Annotated in this window: 15 protein-coding genes; 9 read left to right on the top strand and 6 right to left on the bottom strand. The window is 70.6% G+C overall.

The annotated features are described in order from the left end of the window. The first annotated feature begins 47 nt into the window (after window positions 1–47). Window positions 48–524, top strand: coding sequence for a MarR family winged helix-turn-helix transcriptional regulator (locus ACFYPC_RS03315; protein ID WP_388669832.1), 477 nt, complete (start codon window positions 48–50; stop codon window positions 522–524). A gap of 161 nt (window positions 525–685) precedes the next feature. On the opposite strand, the gene ACFYPC_RS03310 is transcribed toward ACFYPC_RS03315, so the two are convergent. From ACFYPC_RS03310 to ACFYPC_RS03300, 3 genes are all read right to left on the bottom strand, one after another. Then, window positions 686–1,945, bottom strand: a complete 1,260-nt coding sequence (locus tag ACFYPC_RS03310; protein ID WP_388669829.1) for an MFS transporter — start codon at window positions 1,943–1,945, stop codon at window positions 686–688. A 324-nt stretch (window positions 1,946–2,269) separates the two neighbouring features. Continuing rightward, window positions 2,270–3,226 carry a methylmalonyl Co-A mutase-associated GTPase MeaB gene (gene meaB, locus ACFYPC_RS03305; protein WP_388669826.1) on the bottom strand — a complete coding sequence of 319 codons (957 nt, stop codon included), beginning with the start codon at window positions 3,224–3,226 and terminating at the stop codon, window positions 2,270–2,272. Between the two features lie 40 nt (window positions 3,227–3,266). Then, window positions 3,267–4,469: an acetyl-CoA C-acetyltransferase gene (locus tag ACFYPC_RS03300; protein WP_388669823.1), complete on the bottom strand. Its 1,203-nt coding sequence runs from the start codon at window positions 4,467–4,469 to the stop codon at window positions 3,267–3,269. A 146-nt stretch (window positions 4,470–4,615) separates the two neighbouring features. Between ACFYPC_RS03300 and mce the strand changes: the two genes are divergently transcribed. From mce to ACFYPC_RS03275, 5 genes are all read left to right on the top strand, one after another. Further along, complete coding sequence (gene mce, locus ACFYPC_RS03295; RefSeq protein ID WP_384390066.1) at window positions 4,616–5,056, top strand: methylmalonyl-CoA epimerase; 441 nt, start codon at window positions 4,616–4,618, stop codon at window positions 5,054–5,056. 242 nt (window positions 5,057–5,298) lie between these two features. Continuing rightward, the gene (gene scy / locus ACFYPC_RS03290; RefSeq protein WP_388669820.1) at window positions 5,299–9,147 is read left to right on the top strand and encodes a polarized growth protein Scy; all 3,849 of its coding nucleotides are present in this window, start codon (window positions 5,299–5,301) and stop codon (window positions 9,145–9,147) included. Window positions 9,148–9,330: 183 nt separating this feature from the next. Further along, entirely contained in the window at window positions 9,331–10,266 is a 936-nt protein-coding gene (locus ACFYPC_RS03285) for a cellulose-binding protein (protein WP_388669817.1), read from the top strand. A 203-nt stretch (window positions 10,267–10,469) separates the two neighbouring features. Then, a complete protein-coding gene (locus tag ACFYPC_RS03280) occupies window positions 10,470–11,474 on the top strand; it encodes an ABC transporter ATP-binding protein (RefSeq protein ID WP_388669814.1) in 1,005 nt (334 codons plus the stop codon). Window positions 11,475–11,476: 2 nt separating this feature from the next. Further along, a complete protein-coding gene (locus ACFYPC_RS03275) occupies window positions 11,477–12,247 on the top strand; it encodes an ABC transporter permease (protein WP_388669811.1) in 771 nt (256 codons plus the stop codon). Here the strand turns inward: ACFYPC_RS03275 and ACFYPC_RS03270 are convergent. Beyond that, window positions 12,228–13,142 (bottom strand): hypothetical protein, encoded by a 915-nt coding sequence (locus ACFYPC_RS03270; protein ID WP_388669808.1) that lies wholly within the window; start codon window positions 13,140–13,142, stop codon window positions 12,228–12,230. The genes ACFYPC_RS03275 and ACFYPC_RS03270 overlap by 20 nt on opposite strands. A 395-nt stretch (window positions 13,143–13,537) precedes the next feature. Between ACFYPC_RS03270 and ACFYPC_RS03265 the strand changes: the two genes are divergently transcribed. Then, the gene (locus ACFYPC_RS03265) at window positions 13,538–14,803 is read left to right on the top strand and encodes an ABC transporter ATP-binding protein (protein WP_388669805.1); all 1,266 of its coding nucleotides are present in this window, start codon (window positions 13,538–13,540) and stop codon (window positions 14,801–14,803) included. Beyond that, the gene (locus ACFYPC_RS03260) at window positions 14,800–15,639 is read left to right on the top strand and encodes an ABC transporter permease (protein WP_388669802.1); all 840 of its coding nucleotides are present in this window, start codon (window positions 14,800–14,802) and stop codon (window positions 15,637–15,639) included. Before ACFYPC_RS03265 ends, ACFYPC_RS03260 begins: the two co-directional genes overlap by 4 nt. A 48-nt stretch (window positions 15,640–15,687) precedes the next feature. Here ACFYPC_RS03260 and ACFYPC_RS03255 read toward each other — a convergent pair whose 3' ends face one another. Further along, window positions 15,688–16,020, bottom strand: a complete 333-nt coding sequence (locus ACFYPC_RS03255) for an ATP/GTP-binding protein (RefSeq protein ID WP_388669799.1) — start codon at window positions 16,018–16,020, stop codon at window positions 15,688–15,690. A 221-nt stretch (window positions 16,021–16,241) separates the two neighbouring features. Between ACFYPC_RS03255 and ACFYPC_RS03250 the strand changes: the two genes are divergently transcribed. Next, entirely contained in the window at window positions 16,242–17,270 is a 1,029-nt protein-coding gene (locus ACFYPC_RS03250) for an LLM class flavin-dependent oxidoreductase (protein WP_388669797.1), read from the top strand. A 131-nt stretch (window positions 17,271–17,401) separates the two neighbouring features. Here ACFYPC_RS03250 and ACFYPC_RS03245 read toward each other — a convergent pair whose 3' ends face one another. Next, entirely contained in the window at window positions 17,402–17,794 is a 393-nt protein-coding gene (locus ACFYPC_RS03245) for an SCO5389 family protein (RefSeq protein ID WP_388669794.1), read from the bottom strand. Window positions 17,795–17,887 lie beyond the last annotated feature (93 nt).

Genomic DNA, 17,887 nt, shown 5'->3' with positions numbered 1-17,887 from the left:
ACCGCCCTCACTAGTTCGCCTTTCAACATTTTAGGTAGACTTCACTTATGGAGACCGAGACGGCCACGCGCTGGCTGACCAATGCGGAGCAGTGTGCCTGGCGCACCCACCTGGAGGTCAACAGGCTGTTGACCTACCAGCTCGAGAGGGACCTGCAACCGTTCGGCCTGACCATGAACGACTACGAGATCCTCGTGAACCTCTCCGAGTCGGAGGACGTACGGATGCGGATGAGCGACCTCGCGTCCGCCACCCTCCAGTCCAAGAGCCGCCTCTCGCACCAGATCACGCGCATGGAGAACGCGGACCTGGTGCGCCGGGAGAACTGCGAGTCCGACCGCCGAGGGCTGTTCGCGGTCCTCACCGACCACGGCATGGAGACGATGCGGAAGGTCGCACCGCACCATGTGGCCTCCGTGCGGCGCCACTTCATGGACCTGCTGTCGCCGGAGGCGCTGGAGGAACTCCACAAGACGCTGACTCCGATCGCGGAGCATCTGCGAGGGCAGCGGGGCAAGCCGTAACGCTCGACCCGGGCAGCCGACTTCGGCGGAGCACGCGCCAACGCTCGTCCTGGGCATCCGACTTCGGCGGGCCAAGCGCCAACCCTCGGCTTGAGCAGCGACTTCGGCCGTGGGCCGAGCTGGTTATCGGCCCCCCGCGCCTCTCGCGGGCGCGGGGGCGATCAGACGGAGCCGGCCTTCGCCGAATCCATGGGCGCGCCTGAGGGGCACGGGACGGCGGACGCGGCGCCTGCACCTCGTACCGCGGCCAGACCCGCCACCAGAGCCATGCCGCCCGATACCGCGAAGCACCACCCCAGGGACAGCCGGCCGACCAGCAGGCCCACGCCCGCCGCACCGGCCGAACTGCCCGCATTCACGGCGGTGTTGACCCAGGCGCCCGCCTGAGTGCGGAAACCCGGAGGGGCGGCCTCGTCCGCGATCAGGTACGACGTGGTCAGCGCCGGGGCCACGAAGAAGCCGGCGCAGGCCACCGCGACGGTCAGTGTGCCGAGCCCCGGGGCCAGTCCGGCGGCGAGCAGGGCGAGCCCCACGCCACCGGCCATCAGCGGCAGCCGCGCCTTCGCGGACGTACGCCAGTTGACGGCTCCGTTCAGCAGCCCGCCCACCGCGCTGCCCGCCGACAGGGCGGCGAGGACCCAGGCCACCACATCGTCCCCGTGGTGGCGCTGCTCGGCGAAGGCCATGACCAGCAGGTCCAAGGCGCCGAGCGCCAGTCCGACGCCCGCCGCGACGACAACGGGCTGCGCGAGGGCGCGGCCGCCGCGCAACCGGGCCCGGGACCGCTCGGCCTTGACGGCAGCGGGCCGTACGCCCGCCACCACCGGCGACAGAACGAACCCGAGGGTCCCCGTCCACACCAGCACGGCGCTGAGGGCGACGGCGGCGGCGGGCGGTGCGAACTGCACCACTCCGCCCACCATCAGCGGCCCGGAGACGAAGAGGATCTCCTCCGCCACGCCGTCCAGGCTGTACGCCCGTTGCAGCAGCCGCCGGTCCTCGACGACTTCGCCCCAGACGGCGCGCATCGTGGGACCGAGCGGGGGCGTGCAGGCGCCCGCCGCCACGGCCAGCGCGCCGAGTAGCACCGGCGGTGCCTCCGGGCGCCAGGCGGTCGCCGCGAAGGCTCCGAGGAGCGTCGCGTAGAGCGAGGCCATGGGGGTGAGGGCACGGCGGGGGCCGTACCGGTCGATCAGGGCCGCCCTCGCGGGCGACAGGAACACGCTCGTGGCACCGAACAGCGCCAGGACCGCGCCGGCCACGGCGTACGACCCGGTCGCCCGGGTCACTGTCAGCAGCATGGCCAGGGAGACCATGCCGTACGACAGTCTGCCGACGAGGGCCGTGGTGAAGGTGCGGCGGGTGTGGGGGATGCGGAGGACGGCGGCGTACGAAGGCCGCCGCGAAGGTGACGCGGACATGGGAATGTTCCTCGGCGAGAGGGCGGAAGGGGGCGCCTGAGTGCCGCGACGGCCGCGGCCTGGGCGGGCCCTATGCCATGAGGAGGAACATGGGGGTCAACTTAACAGCGGGGGCGGAGAGCTGACCAGGAGGGTTTCTCGCCCCCTCCGCCCCTGCCCGTCCCTTGTTCCTGGGGCTCTGCCCCAGACCCCGCCTGGGGGTGCCGCCCCCAGGACCCCCGCTCCTCAAACGCCGGAGGGGCTGACTCCAGCCCGTCCGGGGTCTGGGGGCGGCAGCCCCAGGTACAGGACGGGTAGGGGCGGAGGGGGCGAAAAACCCGAGCCTCAGGCCTCCCGTAGGCCCTCCACCAGCGAATCCGCCGCCCGGTAGGGATCCAGCTCGCCCGCCACGATCCGCTCCGCGAGTGCGCTGAGGCGGCGGTCGCCGTGGAGGTCGCCGATGCGTTGGCGCAGGGCTGTCACGGCGATCGTCTCGACCTCCTTGGACGCCCGGGCACGGCGGCGTTCGACGAGCACCCCGTGCTCCTCCATCCACGCCCGGTGCTTCTCCAGGGCTTCGACGACCTCGTCGATGCCCTCGCCCCGCGCGGCGACGGTCTTGACGATCGGCGGGCGCCAGTCACCGGGGCCACGGGACTCGCCGAGCCCGAGCATGTGGTTCAGCTCGCGGGCGGTGGCGTCGGCCCCGTCCCGGTCGGCCTTGTTGACGACGTACAGGTCTCCGATCTCCAGGATTCCGGCCTTGGCCGCCTGGATGCCGTCGCCCATGCCGGGGGCGAGGAGGACGACCGAGGTGTCGGCCTGGGAGGCGATCTCGACCTCGGACTGGCCGACGCCGACGGTCTCGACCAGGATCACGTCGCAGCCCGCCGCGTCCAGGACACGGATCGCCTGGGGGGCCGACCACGCGAGTCCTCCGAGATGGCCCCGGGTCGCCATGGAGCGGATGTACACCCCGGGATCGGAGGCGTGCTCGGACATCCGCACGCGGTCGCCGAGCAGTGCGCCTCCCGAGAAAGGGGAGGACGGGTCGACGGCGAGGACACCGACCCGCCTGCCCTGCTTGCGGTACGCGGTCACGAGCGCAGACGTGGCCGTCGACTTGCCCACGCCCGGCGACCCCGTGAGGCCGACGACGTACGCGTTCCCGGCGAGCGGTGCCAGAGCCGCCATCACCTCGCGGAGCTGCTCGGACGCCCCTTCCACCAGGGAGATCAGCCTGGCCACGGCCCGCGGCCGGCCTTCTCTGGCCTGGGCCACCAGCGAGGCGACGTCCTCCATCACAGCTCCGTTCCGAGTAGAGACGTACGAACAGAAGTACTCAGCCCTTGGGTACCCGCACGATCAGCGCGTCACCCTGTCCGCCGCCACCGCACAGCGCGGCGGCACCCACACCGCCGCCCCGCCGCTTCAGTTCGAGGGCGAGGTGCAGGACGAGGCGGGCGCCGGACATCCCGATCGGGTGACCCAGGGCAATGGCTCCGCCGTTGACGTTCACCTTGTCGGTGGACACCCCGAGGTCCTTCATTGACTGCACGGCGACCGCGGCGAAGGCCTCGTTGATCTCGATCAGGTCGAGGTCCGAGACGTCCAGGCCCTCCTTCTTCAGGGCGTCCAGGATGGCGTTGGACGGCTGCGACTGGAGCGAGTTGTCCGGCCCTGCGACGTTCCCGTGGGCGCCGATCTCGGCGATCCAGTCGAGGCCCAGCTCCAGCGCCTTCGCCTTGCTCATGACCACGACGGCGGCGGCGCCGTCCGAGATCTGGGACGACGTGCCGGCCGTGATCGTGCCGTCCTTGGTGAACGCCGGGCGCAGCTTGCCCAGGGATTCCGCCGTCGTCTCGGCGCGGATGCCCTCGTCCTCGCTGAAGACGACGGGCTCGCCCTTGCGCTGCGGAATCTCCACCGGCGTGATCTCCGCCGCGAAGACGCCGTCCTTCTGGGCGGCGGCCGCCCGCTGGTGCGAGAGGGCCGCGACCGCGTCCTGCTCGGGGCGGGCGATGCGGAGCCGGGTGTTGTGCTTCTCCGTCGACTCGCCCATGGCGATGTTCTCGAAGGCGTCGGTGAGGCCGTCGTACGCCATGGCGTCGAGCATCTCGATCGCGCCGTACTTGTAGCCCTCGCGGGACTTCGGGAGGAGGTGGGGCGCGTTCGTCATGGATTCCTGGCCGCCCGCGACGACGATCTCGAACTCACCTGCACGGATGAGCTGGTCGGCGAGTGCGATGGCGTCGAGGCCCGAGAGGCACACCTTGTTGATGGTGAGCGCCGGGACGCTCATCGGGATGCCCGCCTTGACCGCGGCCTGGCGTGCCGGGATCTGCCCTGCCCCGGCCTGGAGCACCTGGCCCATGATCACGTACTGCACCTGGTCGCCGTCGATACCCGCACGGTCGAGGGCGGCCTTGATCGCGAAGCCACCGAGGTCTGCCCCGGAGAAGGACTTCAGCGAGCCCAGCAACCGTCCCATGGGCGTACGGGCGCCCGCGACGATCACCGAGGTACTGCTGTTCGTTCCTGACATGAGGTGCGATCCCCTTTCAGCTGCACAGCTGAGGAGTGAACGAGGGTTTACTTTGAATGTACTGAGCGGTAGGCCACCCGTCATCCGGCGTGGAGTGTGATCGCGCGCACGTTGCGTAACCGCCGCAGGAGCGCTGCACTGACTCCATGCTGACGCGAATCGACCACATCGGGATCGCCTGTTTCGACCTCGACAAGACCGTCGAGTTCTACCGGGCCACGTACGGCTTCGAGGTCTTCCACTCCGAGGTCAACGAGGAGCAGGGCGTCCGGGAGGCCATGATCAGGATCAACGGTACTTCCGACGGCGGTGCTTCCTACCTCCAGTTGCTCGAACCCACCCGCGAGGACTCCACCGTCGCGAAGTGGCTGGCGAAGAACGGCGAGGGGGTCCATCACATCGCTTTCGGCACCGCGGACGTGGACGCCGATGCCGCCGACATCAAGGACAAGGGCGTACGAGTGCTGTACGACGAGCCCCGGATCGGCTCGATGGGCTCCCGGATCACGTTCCTGCATCCAAAGGATTGCCATGGCGTCCTGACAGAACTGGTGACTTCGGCGCCTGTTGAGTCACCTGAGCACTGACCCACGTACATATGGGCCGGTAGGGTTGGGGACGGCCGCCGCCTCAGCGGGGCGGCCCGGGTCCTTGTCGATGAGGATTCGAGGGCCGGGGTCCAGGTTTTCGGGGGACAGGCGGGACGAGCGTCGGGGCAGCGGCCCATGCTCCGCCGGTGATCTGACACCATTCCCCGGGGGCCCCGTTCGGCGGATGGACGGAGCTCGTTTGGAGAGACTTGCGACCAGGGGACGGATGGGACCGCGCAGTGCGGGGCTACGAACGCCAGGAGCGAGAGCCGGCGGCTGACGTCGACCACCTCTCTCGGTTCGAGGCCGAGATGGAGCGGCTGAAGACCGAGCGGGAAAAGGCCGTCCAGCACGCCGAGGACCTCGGCTATCAGGTCGAGGTGCTGCGCGCCAAGCTGCACGAGGCGCGCCGCAGTCTGGCGACCCGGCCTGCCTACGACGGCGGTGACCTCGGCTACCAGGCCGAGCAGCTCCTTCGTAACGCGCAGATCCAGGCCGACCAGTTGCGCGCCGACGCCGAGCGCGAGATGAGCCAGGCCCGCGCGCAGACCCAGCGCATCCTCCAGGAGCATGCCGAGCAGGCCGCCCGTCTCCAGGCGGAGCTGCACCAGGAGGCGGTCACCCGCCGCCAGCAGCTGGACCAGGAGCTGGGCGAGCGCCGGCAGACCGTCGAGTCGCACGTCAACGAGAACGTGGCGTGGGCGGAGCAGCTGCGCGCCCGCACCGAGCAGCAGGCCCGCCGGCTCCTCGATGAGTCGCGCGCCGAGGCCGACCAGGCGCTGGCCGCCGCCCGCGCGGAGGCCGAGCGGGTCGCCGCCGAGGCCCGTCAGCGGCTGAACGCCGACGCCGAGTCGGCCCGCGCCGAGGCCGAGGCGCTACTGCGCCGGGCCCGCACGGACGCCGAGCGGCTGCTGAACGCGGCGTCCACGCAGGCCCAGGAGGCCACCGACCACGCCGAGCAGCTGCGCAGCTCCACGGCGACCGAGTCGGACTCCGCCCGCCGTCAGGCCACCGAGCTGAGCCGGGCCGCCGAGCAGCGCGCGGCCGAGGCCGAGGCGGCGCTGCGCGAGGCGCGCGCCGAGGCGGAGAAGACTCTCGCCGAGGCGAAGGAGGCCGCGGCCAAGGCCCTGGCCACCGCCGAGTCGACGAACGAGCAGCGCACGCGGACGGCGAAGGAGCAGGTCGCCCGGCTGGTCAACGAGGCCAACCAGGAGGCCGAGACCACCAAGGCCGACGCCGAGCAGGTCGTCGCGGAGGCCAAGGCCAAGGCCGAGAAGATCGTCGCGGAGGCCGAGGAGAACGCGCGCAGTCTCACCGCCGAGGAGACCGCGTCCCAGCTCGCCAAGGCGGCCCGTACCGCCGAGGAGGTCCTGAACAGGGCGTCCGAGGAAGCCAAATCGACCACCAAGGCCGCCACCGAGGAGGCCGAGCGGATCCGCAGCAAGGCGGAGGCCGAGGCGGACCGGCTGCGTGCCGAGGCGCACGACATCGCCGAGCAGCTCAAGGGCACGGCGAAGGACGACACCAAGGAGTACCGCGCCAAGACGGTCGAGCTCCAGGAGGAGGCGCGCCGGCTGCGCGGCGAGGCCGAGCAGTTGCGCGGCGAGGCCAACGCCGAGGGTGAGCGGATCCGCAGCGAGGCCAGGCGCGAGGCCGTCCAGCAGATCGAGGAGGCGGCCAAGACCGCCGAGGAACTGCTTGCCAAGGCCAAGGCGGACGCCGACGAACTGCGGTCGGTCGCCACGACCGACAGCCAGCGGGTGCGCACCGAGGCCATCGAGCGCGCCACGACCTTGCGCCGGCAGGCCGAGGAAACCCTGGAGCGGACCCGCTCGGAGGCCGAGCGGCACCGCACGGAGGCCGAGGAGCAGGCCGAGGGCGTCAAGGCGGACGCCGAACGGGCAGCTCAGGCGCTCCGCGAGGAGACCGAGCGGGCCATAGCGGCCCGCCGCGAAGAGGCCGCCGAGGGGCTGGCCCGGCTGCACACCGAGGCCGAGCAGCGGGTCGCCTCGGCGGAGCAGGCGCTCGGCGAGGCCCGCGCGGAGGCCGAGCGGCTGCGCCGTGAGGCCGCGGAGGAGACGGACCGGCTGCGTTCGGAGTCCGCCGAGCGGATCCGTACGCTCCAGGCGCAGGCCGAGGCGGAGGCCGAGCGGCTGCGGGACGAGGCCGCGGCGGACGCGTCCGCCTCCCGGGCCGAGGGCGAGAACATCGCCGTACGACTGCGTTCGGAGGCCGCGGCGGAGGCCGAGCGGCTGAAGTCGGAGGCTCAGGACAGCGCGGACCGGGTACGGGCGGAGGCACAGGCCGCCGCCGAGCGGCTGGCGGCCGAGGCCGCCGAAGCGCTGGCCGCCGCGCAGGAGGAGGCCCAGCGGCGGCGCCGCGAGGCCGAGGAGCTTCTCGGTTCGGCGCGCCAGGAGGCCGACCAGGAGCGTGAGCGGGCCCGCGAGCAGAGCGAGGAGCTGCTCGCTTCCGCGCGCAAGCGGGTGGAGGAGGCCCAGGCCGAGGCCGTACGGCTGGTCGAGGAGGCCGACCGGCGCGCGACCGAGATGGTCTCGAACGCCGAGCAGACCGCGCAGCAGGTGCGGGACTCGGTGGCCGGGCTGCACGAGCAGGCCCAGGAGGAGATCACCGGTCTCAGGTCCGCCGCCGAGCACGCGGCGGAGCGGGTGCGGACCGAGGCGCAGGCGGAGGCCGACCGGGTCCGCGCCGACGCCTACGCGGAGCGGGAGCGGGCCGGCGACGACGCGAGCCGGGTCCGACGGGAGGCGTCCGAGGAGTCGGAGGCCGCCAAGGCACTGGCGGAGCGCACGGTTTCGGATGCGATCGCCGAATCCGAGCGGCTGCGTTCGGAGGCCGCCGAGCACTCCCAGCGCGTCCGCGCCGAGGCGTCCGACGTCATCGCCAACGCCGAGCAGGACGCTTCACGTACGAGGGGCGAGGCCCGCGAGGATGCGAACCGGATCCGTTCGGACGCGGCCACGCAGGCGGACACGCTGATCAACGAGGCGCGGTCCGAGGCGGAGCGGCTCACGGTGGAGACGAACGCCGAGGCCGAGCGAGTGCGCGCGGAATCGGTGGCCAAGGCCGAGCGTCTCATCTCGGACGCGACCGGCGACGCGGAGCGGCTGCGCGCCGAGGCGGCGGCGACGGTCGGCTCCGCGCAGCAGCACAGCGAGCGGACCCGCGCCGAGGCGGCGCGCCTCAAGGCCGATGCCGAGGCGGAGGCGGAGCGGCTCACGTCGGCCGCGCGCGAAGAGGCGGAACGGACTACGGACGAGGCTCGCAAGGAGGCCAACAAGCGGCGCTCCGAGGCGGCCGAGCAGGTCGACACCCTCATCTCGGAGACGGCGTCGGAGGCCGACAAGCTGCTCTCGGAGTCCCAGCAGACCGCGCAGAAGACCACGGCGGACGCCGAGAAGCAGGCCGACAGCATGGTCGGCGCGGCCCGCAAGGAAGCGGAGCGGCTCGTCTCCGAGGCGACGGTGGAGGGCAACTCCCGGGTGGAGCGGGCCCGTACGGACGCCGACGAGCTGTTGGTCGGCGCTCGCCGGGACGCGACCGCGATCAGGGAGCGAGCGGAGGAGCTGCGCGAGCGGATCACCACCGAGATCGAAGCGCTGCACGACCGCGCCCGCCGCGAGTCGGCGGAGACGATGCGGGCGGCGGGCGACCGGTGCGACGCGCTCATCAAGGCCGCCGAGGAGTCCCTCGCCAAGGCCGAGGCGAAGGCCAAGGACCTGGTGGCGGAGGCCAATTCCGAGGCGAGCAAGGTGCGGATCGCCGCCGTACGCAAGGCGGAGGGTCTCCTCAAGGAGGCCGAGCAGAAGAAGAACTCGCTCGTCGCCGAGGCTCAGAAGATCAAGGCCGACGCCGAGCAGGAGGCACGGCGCACGGTCGAGGAGGGCAAGCGCGAGCTCGAAGTGCTGGTGCGGCGCCGTCAGGACATCAATGCGGAGATCTCCCGTGTCCAGGACGTGCTGGAGGCGTTGGAATCCTTTGAGGCTCCGTCGGGCAACAAGGACGGTGGAGTCAAGGCCGGCGCTGCCGCGGGTGCGACTCGTTCGAGTGGCAAGGCGTCGGAGGACTAGCGATAAGCCTTGATTCCGTGCTTTGTAGGGACCTTTGACACAGACTCTGGCAAGCGCTCCGACAGGTAGCCACCCAAAAGGAGTGTCATTCTCCAGATCAAACACGTATCCGCTCGATGACACACCGCTTTGACCCCTAGGATTCCCCCTATCACCTCACCGGTCTCATTCGACAGGAACCCCATGAGCGACACTTCCCCCTACGGCTTCGAGCTTGTGCGGCGTGGGTACGACCGCGCTCAGGTGGACGAACGCATTTCGAAGCTCGTCTCCGACCGTGACAGCGCTCTGGCCCGTATCACTGCTCTTGAAAAGCGCATCGAGGAGCTCCACCTCGAAACGCAGAACGCCCAGGCCCAGGTCAGCGACGCAGAGCCGTCGTACGCCGGTCTCGGCGCGCGCGTCGAGAAGATCCTTCGCCTCGCCGAGGAGGAGGCGAAGGACCTGCGAGAGGAGGCCCGGCGCGCTTCCGAGCAGCACCGCGAGCTCGCCGAGTCGGCGGCCCAGCAGGTTCGCAACGACGCAGAATCGTTCGCTGCGGACCGCAAGGCCAAGGCGGAGGACGAGGGTGTCCGGATCCTCGAGAAGGCCAAGGGCGACGCTTCTCAGCTGCGCCAGGAGGCCACGAAGGACGCGCAGTCCAAGCGTGAGGAGGCGGACGCCCTCTTCGAGGAGACGCGCGCCAAGGCCGCGCAGGCCGCCGCCGACTTCGAGACGAACCTCGCCAAGCGGCGCGAGCAGTCCGAGCGTGACCTGGCCTCGCGTCAGGCCAAGGCCGAGAAGCGTCTCGCGGAGATCGAGCACCGCGCGGAGCAGCTCCGCCTGGAGGCCGAGAAGCTGCGCACGGACGCCGAGCGCCGCGCCCGCCAGACGGTGGAGACGGCTCAGCGCCAGGCCGAGGACATCGTGGCCGACGCGAACGCCAAGGCCGACCGCATCCGCTCGGAATCCGAGCGCGAGCTGGCGGCTCTGACGAACCGTCGCGACTCGATCAACGCCCAGCTCACGAACGTCCGCGAGATGCTCGCGACGCTCACGGGCGCCGCGGTGGCTGCCGCCACCTCGCCGGCCGAGGACGAGCCGATCTCGCGCGGGGTACCGGCTCAGCAGTCCCGGTAGTTCCTGGCATCCCGGCAGTTGCTCGTATCGACGACGGCCCGCACCCCTTCTCGGGAGTGCGGGCCGTCGTCTACCCGCGACTTCTCGGGAGCTCGGGCCGTCGTCGTACCCGCGACGACGTGCTGCCCGGGGATCGGTGAACAAGCGGCAAAAACACGCTCGCCCAAGTGGCACCGCGGCAACCCCCGTCTTAGCGTGGCCGCATGATCGAGCTCGAGGGGCTGACCAAGCGGTACGGCGACAAGGTGGCGGTCAACAACCTCACCTTCGCCGTCAGACCGGGCATCGTGACGGGCTTCCTCGGCCCCAACGGCGCCGGCAAGTCCACGACCATGCGGATGATGCTCGGGCTCGACCGACCCACCGCCGGCGACGTGCGGATCGACGGTCAGCACTACGACGGTCTCAGGGAACCGCTGAAGTACATCGGCGCCCTTCTCGACGCCAAGGCCATGCACGGCGGCCGCAGCGCCTTCAACCACCTTCTCTGCCTCGCGCAGAGCAACGGCATCCCCAAGGCGCGGGTCCACGAGGTCCTCGACACGGTCGGGCTGACCGCGGTCGCGAAGAAGAAGGCCAAGGGCTTCTCACTCGGCATGGGCCAGCGGCTCGGTATCGCGGGCGCGCTGCTCGGCGACCCGCGGATCCTGATGTTCGACGAGCCGGTGAACGGCCTCGACCCCGAGGGCATCCACTGGATCCGCAACCTCATGAAGTCCCTCGCGGCACAGGGCCGCACGGTGTTCGTGTCGAGTCACCTGATGAGCGAGATGGCGCTGACCGCCGACCACCTCGTGGTCATCGGCCAGGGCCGGCTGCTCGCCGACACCTCCATGGCGGACTTCATCCAGCAGAACTCCCGGTCCTACGTCCGTATCCGCACCCCCCAGCGCGAGCGCTTCCTCGACGTGCTGCACGGCGCCGGGATCACCGTCGTCGAGACGGGCAACGGCACGCTGGAGGTGGACGGCTCCAAACCGGAGCACATCGGCGAGCTGGCCTCGCGGCACCAGCTCGTGCTGCACGAACTCAGTCCGCAACAGGCGTCCCTGGAGGAAGCGTTCATGCAGCTGACCGCGGAGTCGGTGGAGTACCACGCCCACTCGGACACCCCGCGCCCGGACGCCGGCCTACTGGACCCGGCGCACCCGGTGACCCCGCCGCCACCGCCTCAGCAGCAATGGGGCAGCGACTGGAAGAGGGGTTGACCATGGCGGCGACGCAGGTCCTGCAGTCCGAGTGGACGAAAATCCGCTCTGTCGCGTCCACCGTCTGGACGCTCGGTCTCGCCGCGGTCGTCACGGTCGCCCTCGGCATTCTGATCTCGCTCCTGTCGAAGAACGACTTCGACAATCTGAGCGAGAACGACAAGCTGTCCTTCGACCCGACGTTCATCAGTTTCGCGGGTATGAGTCTCGGTCAGCTCGCGATGATCGTGTTCGGGGTGCTCGTCGTCTCGAACGAGTACAGCACCGGCATGATCCGCACCTCGCTCGCGGCCGTCCCGCAGCGCGGCACGTTCCTCTTCGGCAAGATCGCGGTGGCGACGGTCCTCGCCTTCGTCGTCGGCATCATCACCAGCTTCGTCGCCTTCTTCCTGGGCCAGGCGATGCTCGGCTCGCACAAGGCGTCGATCGGCGATCCCGGCGTGCTGCGCGCGGTCATCGGCGGGGGCCTCTACATGACGCTCATCGCCGTCTTCTCGATGGGCGTCGCGACGATGCTGCGCAGCCCGATGCTCTCCCTCGGCATCCTGATGCCGTTCTTCTTCCTGATCTCCAACATCCTCGGCAACGTCTCCGCCACCAAGAAGATCGGCCAGTACCTCCCCGACCAGGCCGGCAGCAGGATCATGCAGGTCGTGACCCCGATCGACGACGACACCCCCTACGGCCCCTGGGGCGGACTCGCGATCATGGTGGCGTGGGTGGCGGTGGCCGTCATCGGGGGCTATGTCCTGCTCAAGAAGCGGGACGCGTAGGGTCCTCCGGCCGGAGGGCGTCGAACTCCCCCCAGCCCTCCCAGGTGTTCACGGGGAGTTCCAGATCGGGCTTCACGGGGACGAACTGGCCAAGCTCCAGGCTCTCGTCGTCCAGTGAGAACCAGCGTTCGTCGTTCAGCTCGGTGCCCGTGCCCACTGCCCGCGCGCTGAATCGCACCAGGATGCGCACGCCCAGCAGGCCGCGCAGATCCTTCCCCTGGAGCGACGTGAGAGGGAGCGTGTCCACGGGGGAGCCGACCGGTATCCAGAGCGTAAAGGGGGCCGTCTGCTCCACCACGCGCCACACCCGCTCGTCGCACAGCACACCGTCCTCCCCGACCACCTTGAGCCGCTGCTTGTACAGCGCCAGGAGACCGTCACGGCGCGGCGACTCCTCCAGGAAGCGCAGATGGGCCTCTGCGCGCGCGTCCATGATGTCCACGTTGAGGATGTGCTGGTAGAAGCGCACCGCGATCACCGCCCGCCGGCCGCCCCGGTTGGCGTCCGCGAAGACCGGCGAGTGCGACATCGTGGCGAGCGAGACACTCGCCTTGTCGCGCCACACCAGCGGCCGGACCGTGAACATCTTGATCAGTACGATGCCCAGCAGCACCGCGGGCACCAGTGATCCGGTGACCGAGGCGAGCGTGGCCAGCAGTTGGTGCGGGGTGCTGTCCGGCTCCGGCTGGAGGTTGTCCGTACCGACGCAGGCACGCAGTGCGGTGAGGCTGAGGTCGAAGAGCTGCTCATGGTCCGAGAAGCGCACCCCGACGGACCTCGGCGACCGCTCGGTCAGGGTCCACATCGTGGCGATGGCGACGGCGAGCCCGGCCAGTCCGCCCAGGGCCGTCAGCAACAGGGCGTGGACGGTCCGCCCGGCGATCCACCAGCGCACCGAGGTGCGAAACCGGGGATGTGTCCGCCCCCGCACCATCCGGCGCCACCACCCCGGTCCGCTCAACTCGCCTACCCCGCAACCAGGTTCATCGCCTTTGCCACCCCGGAGGGCAATTGTTCCCGGTGTCCGTCGGGTCCAACCTCCGGCACGGGCCCTCCCCCGGCACCCCCCCTACGTCGGCCGAGTGGACGCCCCGCTTCCGGAAAACGGGCTCTGAGGACCGGGCGGGCGCCTGACCAGCCACGACACGTACCTGCCAAAGCATCCCCTTGACCTGCAGTGTTTTACTTTCCCTTGATGGGAACCGTCAGCGCACCGATATCCTCCTAACCCTTACGGGGGCGTGCGCCCCGACGTCCGAGACGTCCAGAACCTTTCGATGGGTGCGGAGCATGATCGAGGCAGTCGGCCTGACGAAGCGCTATGGCGCCAAGACAGCCGTGTACAACCTTTCCTTCCAGGTGAGGCCGGGTGCCGTCACCGGCTTCCTCGGGCCCAACGGCTCGGGCAAGTCGACGACGATGCGGATGATCCTCGGCCTCGACAACCCCAGCTCCGGGCAGGTGACGATCGGCGGCTTCCCCTACCGGAAACTGCCGAACGCGCCCCGCCAGGTCGGCGCGCTGCTCGACGCCAAGGCCGTGCACGGCGGCCGGCACGCCCGCAACCACCTTCTCTGCCTCGCCCAGCTGTCCGGCATCCCGGCCCGCCGCGTCGACGAGGTACTGGGCGTGGTGGGCCTCCAGGAAGTGGCCAAAAAACGCTCCAAGGGCTTCTCGCTCGGCATGGGCCAGCGGCTCGGTATCGCGGCCGCGCTGCTCGGCGACCCGCAGGTGCTGCTCTTCGACGAACCGGTCAACGGCCTCGACCCCGAGGGCATCCTCTGGGTCCGCAACCTGATGAAGGCCCTCGCGGCGGAGGGCCGTACGGTCTTCGTCTCCTCGCACCTGATGAGCGAGATGGCACTGACCGCCGACCACCTGATCGTGATCGGACGCGGGCAGCTGCTCGCGGACAGCAACATCAAGGACTTCATCTCGCACAACTCGGCCGACTTCGCCCGGGTCCGCACTCCGGACACCGAGCCGCAGCAGCGCGAGAAGCTGACCGCCGCGCTGACCGAGGCGGGCGGCCAGGTGCTGCCCGAGCAGGACGGCGCGCTGCGCGTGATGGGCCTGCGGCTGCCGCAGATCAGCGACCTCGCGCACTCCGCCGACGTACGCCTGTGGGAGCTGTCGCCGCACCAGGCCTCGCTGGAGGAGGCGTACATGCGGATGACACAGGGGGCCGTCGACTACCGCTCGACCATCGACCAGAAGGCCGGGCTCCAACAGCAGCTGCCGCCGGGCGCGATGCCGCCACCGCAGATGCCGGTGCCGGGCCAGGGCCAGCCGGGCTGGTACGCACCGCCGCCGCCCCAGCAGGGCGGGCAGCCGTTCGCGATGCCGCAGGGCCGGCCGCACGCGGGACCCTACGGTGCCCCGGTCGCGCCTGGTGCTCCCGGCGCGGCTCAGCCGGGGCCGTACGGCGCTCCGGTCGCTCCGGCAGCTCCCGGCGCCGCGCCCGCCAACCCGTACGCCCAGGCCGCGCCCCAGGCCCCCGCTCCCCAGCCCGCACCCGCCGCCCCCGACCTGACAAAGCCCGAGGACGCCCGATGAGCACGCCCCAGCCCCCGATGCCGCAGCAGGCCGCACCCGACTGGCAGGCGGCGCAAGGCAGTTCGTACACCTCGCCGATCCCGGTCACGCCGACTCACCTGGGGCACGCGCTCGCCTCCGAGTGGACGAAGATCAGGTCGGTGCGCTCCACGATGTGGACGCTCGGTGTCTTCCTGCTCCTGGTCGTCGGCATCGGCTTCCTGGTCGCCATCCAGACCACCGACGAGGACTTCGGCGACGTCCCGTACACGATCCCGGCCTTCTTCGGGCTCATCCTCGGGCAGATCTGCCTGATCACCCTGGGCGTCCTGGTGGTCTCGTCCGAGTACGGCACGGGCATGATCCGTACGACGTTCACGGCCTCGCCGCAGCGCCACCGGGTGCTCACCGCGAAGCTGATGATCTTCTTCGTCGTGGCGTTCGCCGTGTCGGCCTTCGCGATCGGCATCGTCGGCCTGTTCACCTCGGGAGTGCACGGCGGCTCGTCGGAGGTCTCCTGGGGCGGCACGGTGGTGATGGGAGCGCTGTACGTCTCGCTGCTCGGCACCCTGGCCCTCGCGGTCGGCTCGATGCTCCGTCACTCGGCCGGCGCGATCACCGCGATGCTCGGCCTCGTACTGGTGCCCGCGATCATGCCCGCGTTCCTGCTGATGTCCGAGAGCCTGCGGACGATCGGCGAAAAGATGCTGGAGTACAACGCTCCCAACGCCCTCGCCAAGATCTTCCACCTGGACGACGAGAACGGCACGGGCGGCCCGCAGCTCGGCCTGCTCGCCGTGGTGACAGCGGCGTCGATCGCCGGCGCGTTCGTGCTCCTCGAGCGCCGGGACGTCTGACCGGGAGGTGTGACCCGGGGGGGGGTGACCGGGGGGAAGTGAAGTCGCCTAGAACCTGGGCGCGTTACGGGACCGCTGCACCCGCGAGGTACGGCGGTCCTTCGCGTTCCAGCAGGACTTGTGCCAGTGACGGCGGTCATCGACGCCGGAGTGCTCCGGCCAGGCCACCACGTGCGGGATGCCGGAGGGGATCATCTGGTCACAGCCCGGGCAACGGTAGGTCTTGCCCTCGGCACTCGCGCCCGCGACATGGCGCACGCTCCATTCCTCGCCCTGCCAGCTCTCCCTGGACTGGAAGCCGCCGTAGCGGCCTCCGTCGTCCGAGGACGGGCTCGGGCCGGACGAGCCGGCGTCCTTCGGACGGTTGCGACGCGGGGACACAGGACACCTCACGGAGCTATACAGGGAGCAGGGGCCAAGTCCAGCCTACGCGGCGTACACAGGGGTACACGTACTCCACCAACCCCCACAGATCGCCCTCCCTTCGGTCGATTTTGAAGACAATCCGCAAATCTCTCCGAGAGGCCGTGTCTTGGGCACGTGTCGGGCGGTTATGCCGGTGGGGGAGCTCCGCGTCGGAGCCAAGGAAGCAGGAAAGTGCGATGCGTGTTGGAAGTTTTGTACTGGCCGCCCAGTTCCCGGGGCAGGGCCAGGGGGAGGCCCTGCACCGCGCGGTGCGGTCGGCCGAGGTCGCCGAGGAGGCCGGACTCGACTCGGTCTGGCTGGCCGAGCACCACTTCGTGCCCTACGGCACCTGCCCGTCGGCGATCACCCTGGCGGCCCTGCTGCTCGGCCGTACGCAGCGGATCCGCGTCGGCACCGCGGTGAGCGTGCTGCCCACCGCGCACCCCGTGGCCCTCGGTGAGCAGGCGGCGCTGCTGCATGTGGCGTCCGGCGGACGGTTCTCGCTCGGCGTGGGGCGCGGCGGCCCCTGGGTCGACCTGGAGGTCTTCGGCGCGGGACTGGCGGCGTACGAGGAGGGGTTCCCGGAATCGCTGGAACTGCTGTTGCGCTGGCTGCGCGAGCCGTCCGTGGCGGGCACCGGGGAGCGGTTCGGCTTCCGCGAAGTCGCCGTCGTACCCAGGCCGTCGGAGGCGCTGGGTTGCGCTCCCGGCCCCGAGGTGGTGCTCGCGTGCACCTCACCGGCGAGCGTGCGGCTCGCGGCGGAGCGGGGGCTGCCGATGCTCCTCGGGATGCATGTCGGGGACGAGGAGAAGGCCGAAATGGTGGCCCTGTGGCGGCAGTACGCCCGCGTGGCCGGACGGCCCGCCGACGAGATCTCCGCGGCGGCGCATGTGTCGGCCGGGATCTGCCAGATCGCGGACCGCCGCACCGACGCCGTCGAGACGCTCCTCAAGTCGATGCCGGGCTGGCTGAAGCAGGGGCTTGACGCCCATGTGACGGTCGACGGCCGAGCCCGCTCGATGCGGGACCCCCTGGCGTACACCGAACTGCTCTGTGGGCTGCACCCGGTGGGCACTCCCAGGCTGTGCGCCGACCGGCTCGCGGCGACCTCGGAACGCACCGGCATCTCACGCTTCGCCCTGCTCGTGGAGGGGTCGGGGGATCTGGCGGCCACCGAGGAGAACGTACGCCGGCTGGGTACCGAGGTGCTCCCCCAGCTCCGGTGACCCCCGGAGGCCCGCGGCCGGGTGCCAACAGGCCCGGTACGGGCCGGTCGACGAGCCGGACTCGCGGGAGCTTGCCGCCCCGTACAGAAACACCTCCCGCGTACGGAGCGGCAAGCAATGCGGCTACCGCGTCAGCAGTCCCGGAACTCCGGGGACTGGTTCAGCAGTTGGCTGCGCACCGAGGTGAAACGTGCCAGCGTGTCGTCCACTGAGTTGTCCAGTGGGAACACCGCCACCCGGTGGCAGTTCTGGAAGGCAAGCCGCACTCCGAAGTGCCTCTGCAGCGCGCCGCGTATCGCGTCACTCGCAAGCGCACGCAGCAGCTGGCCACGCGCCTGCTCGTCCGGCGGGGGCGTCTGGTTGTCGGCGAAGTTTCCGCCGTCCACCTTCAGCTGGGCCACCAGGGAGCTGATCATCTCCCATGCGTAGGGCAGGGAGGTCCGGACGCAGTCGACGAATTCCGCTTCGTCGACCTCGCCTCGCTCGGCCTGTTCGAGTAGGGCCGGTGAGACGTCGAGCGACATGAGTTCTCCTCTCGCACCCCCAGATCTCGGGGGTTGCCGGACAGGGAAGGGGAGTTCGCGATATCGAACACGCTGAGTACACGCACCGCGACC

This window comes from Streptomyces sp. NPDC005808 (assembly GCF_042871385.1).
Taxonomy (GTDB): Bacteria; Actinomycetota; Actinomycetes; order Streptomycetales; family Streptomycetaceae; genus Streptomyces.
The sequence above is the reverse complement of the archived record's forward strand: the minus strand, read 5'-3'. Positions and strand labels throughout refer to the sequence as shown.

Bases quoted from the DNA above. Each gene is read 5' to 3' on its own strand.
- ACFYPC_RS03315 (WP_388669832.1), top strand. From the start codon at position 48: ATGGAGACCGAGACGGCCACGCGCTGGCTGACCAATGCGGAGCAGTGT.
- ACFYPC_RS03310 (WP_388669829.1), bottom strand. From the start codon at position 1,945: ATGTCCGCGTCACCTTCGCGGCGGCCTTCGTACGCCGCCGTCCTCCGC.
- ACFYPC_RS03265 (WP_388669805.1), top strand. From the start codon at position 13,538: ATGATCGAGGCAGTCGGCCTGACGAAGCGCTATGGCGCCAAGACAGCC.
- ACFYPC_RS03260 (WP_388669802.1), top strand. From the start codon at position 14,800: ATGAGCACGCCCCAGCCCCCGATGCCGCAGCAGGCCGCACCCGACTGG.
- ACFYPC_RS03285 (WP_388669817.1), top strand. From the start codon at position 9,331: ATGAGCGACACTTCCCCCTACGGCTTCGAGCTTGTGCGGCGTGGGTAC.
- ACFYPC_RS03250 (WP_388669797.1), top strand. From the start codon at position 16,242: ATGCGTGTTGGAAGTTTTGTACTGGCCGCCCAGTTCCCGGGGCAGGGC.
- ACFYPC_RS03300 (WP_388669823.1), bottom strand. From the start codon at position 4,469: ATGTCAGGAACGAACAGCAGTACCTCGGTGATCGTCGCGGGCGCCCGT.
- ACFYPC_RS03275 (WP_388669811.1), top strand. From the start codon at position 11,477: ATGGCGGCGACGCAGGTCCTGCAGTCCGAGTGGACGAAAATCCGCTCT.
- mce (WP_384390066.1), top strand. From the start codon at position 4,616: ATGCTGACGCGAATCGACCACATCGGGATCGCCTGTTTCGACCTCGAC.
- meaB (WP_388669826.1), bottom strand. From the start codon at position 3,226: ATGGAGGACGTCGCCTCGCTGGTGGCCCAGGCCAGAGAAGGCCGGCCG.
- ACFYPC_RS03245 (WP_388669794.1), bottom strand. From the start codon at position 17,794: ATGTCGCTCGACGTCTCACCGGCCCTACTCGAACAGGCCGAGCGAGGC.
- ACFYPC_RS03280 (WP_388669814.1), top strand. From the start codon at position 10,470: ATGATCGAGCTCGAGGGGCTGACCAAGCGGTACGGCGACAAGGTGGCG.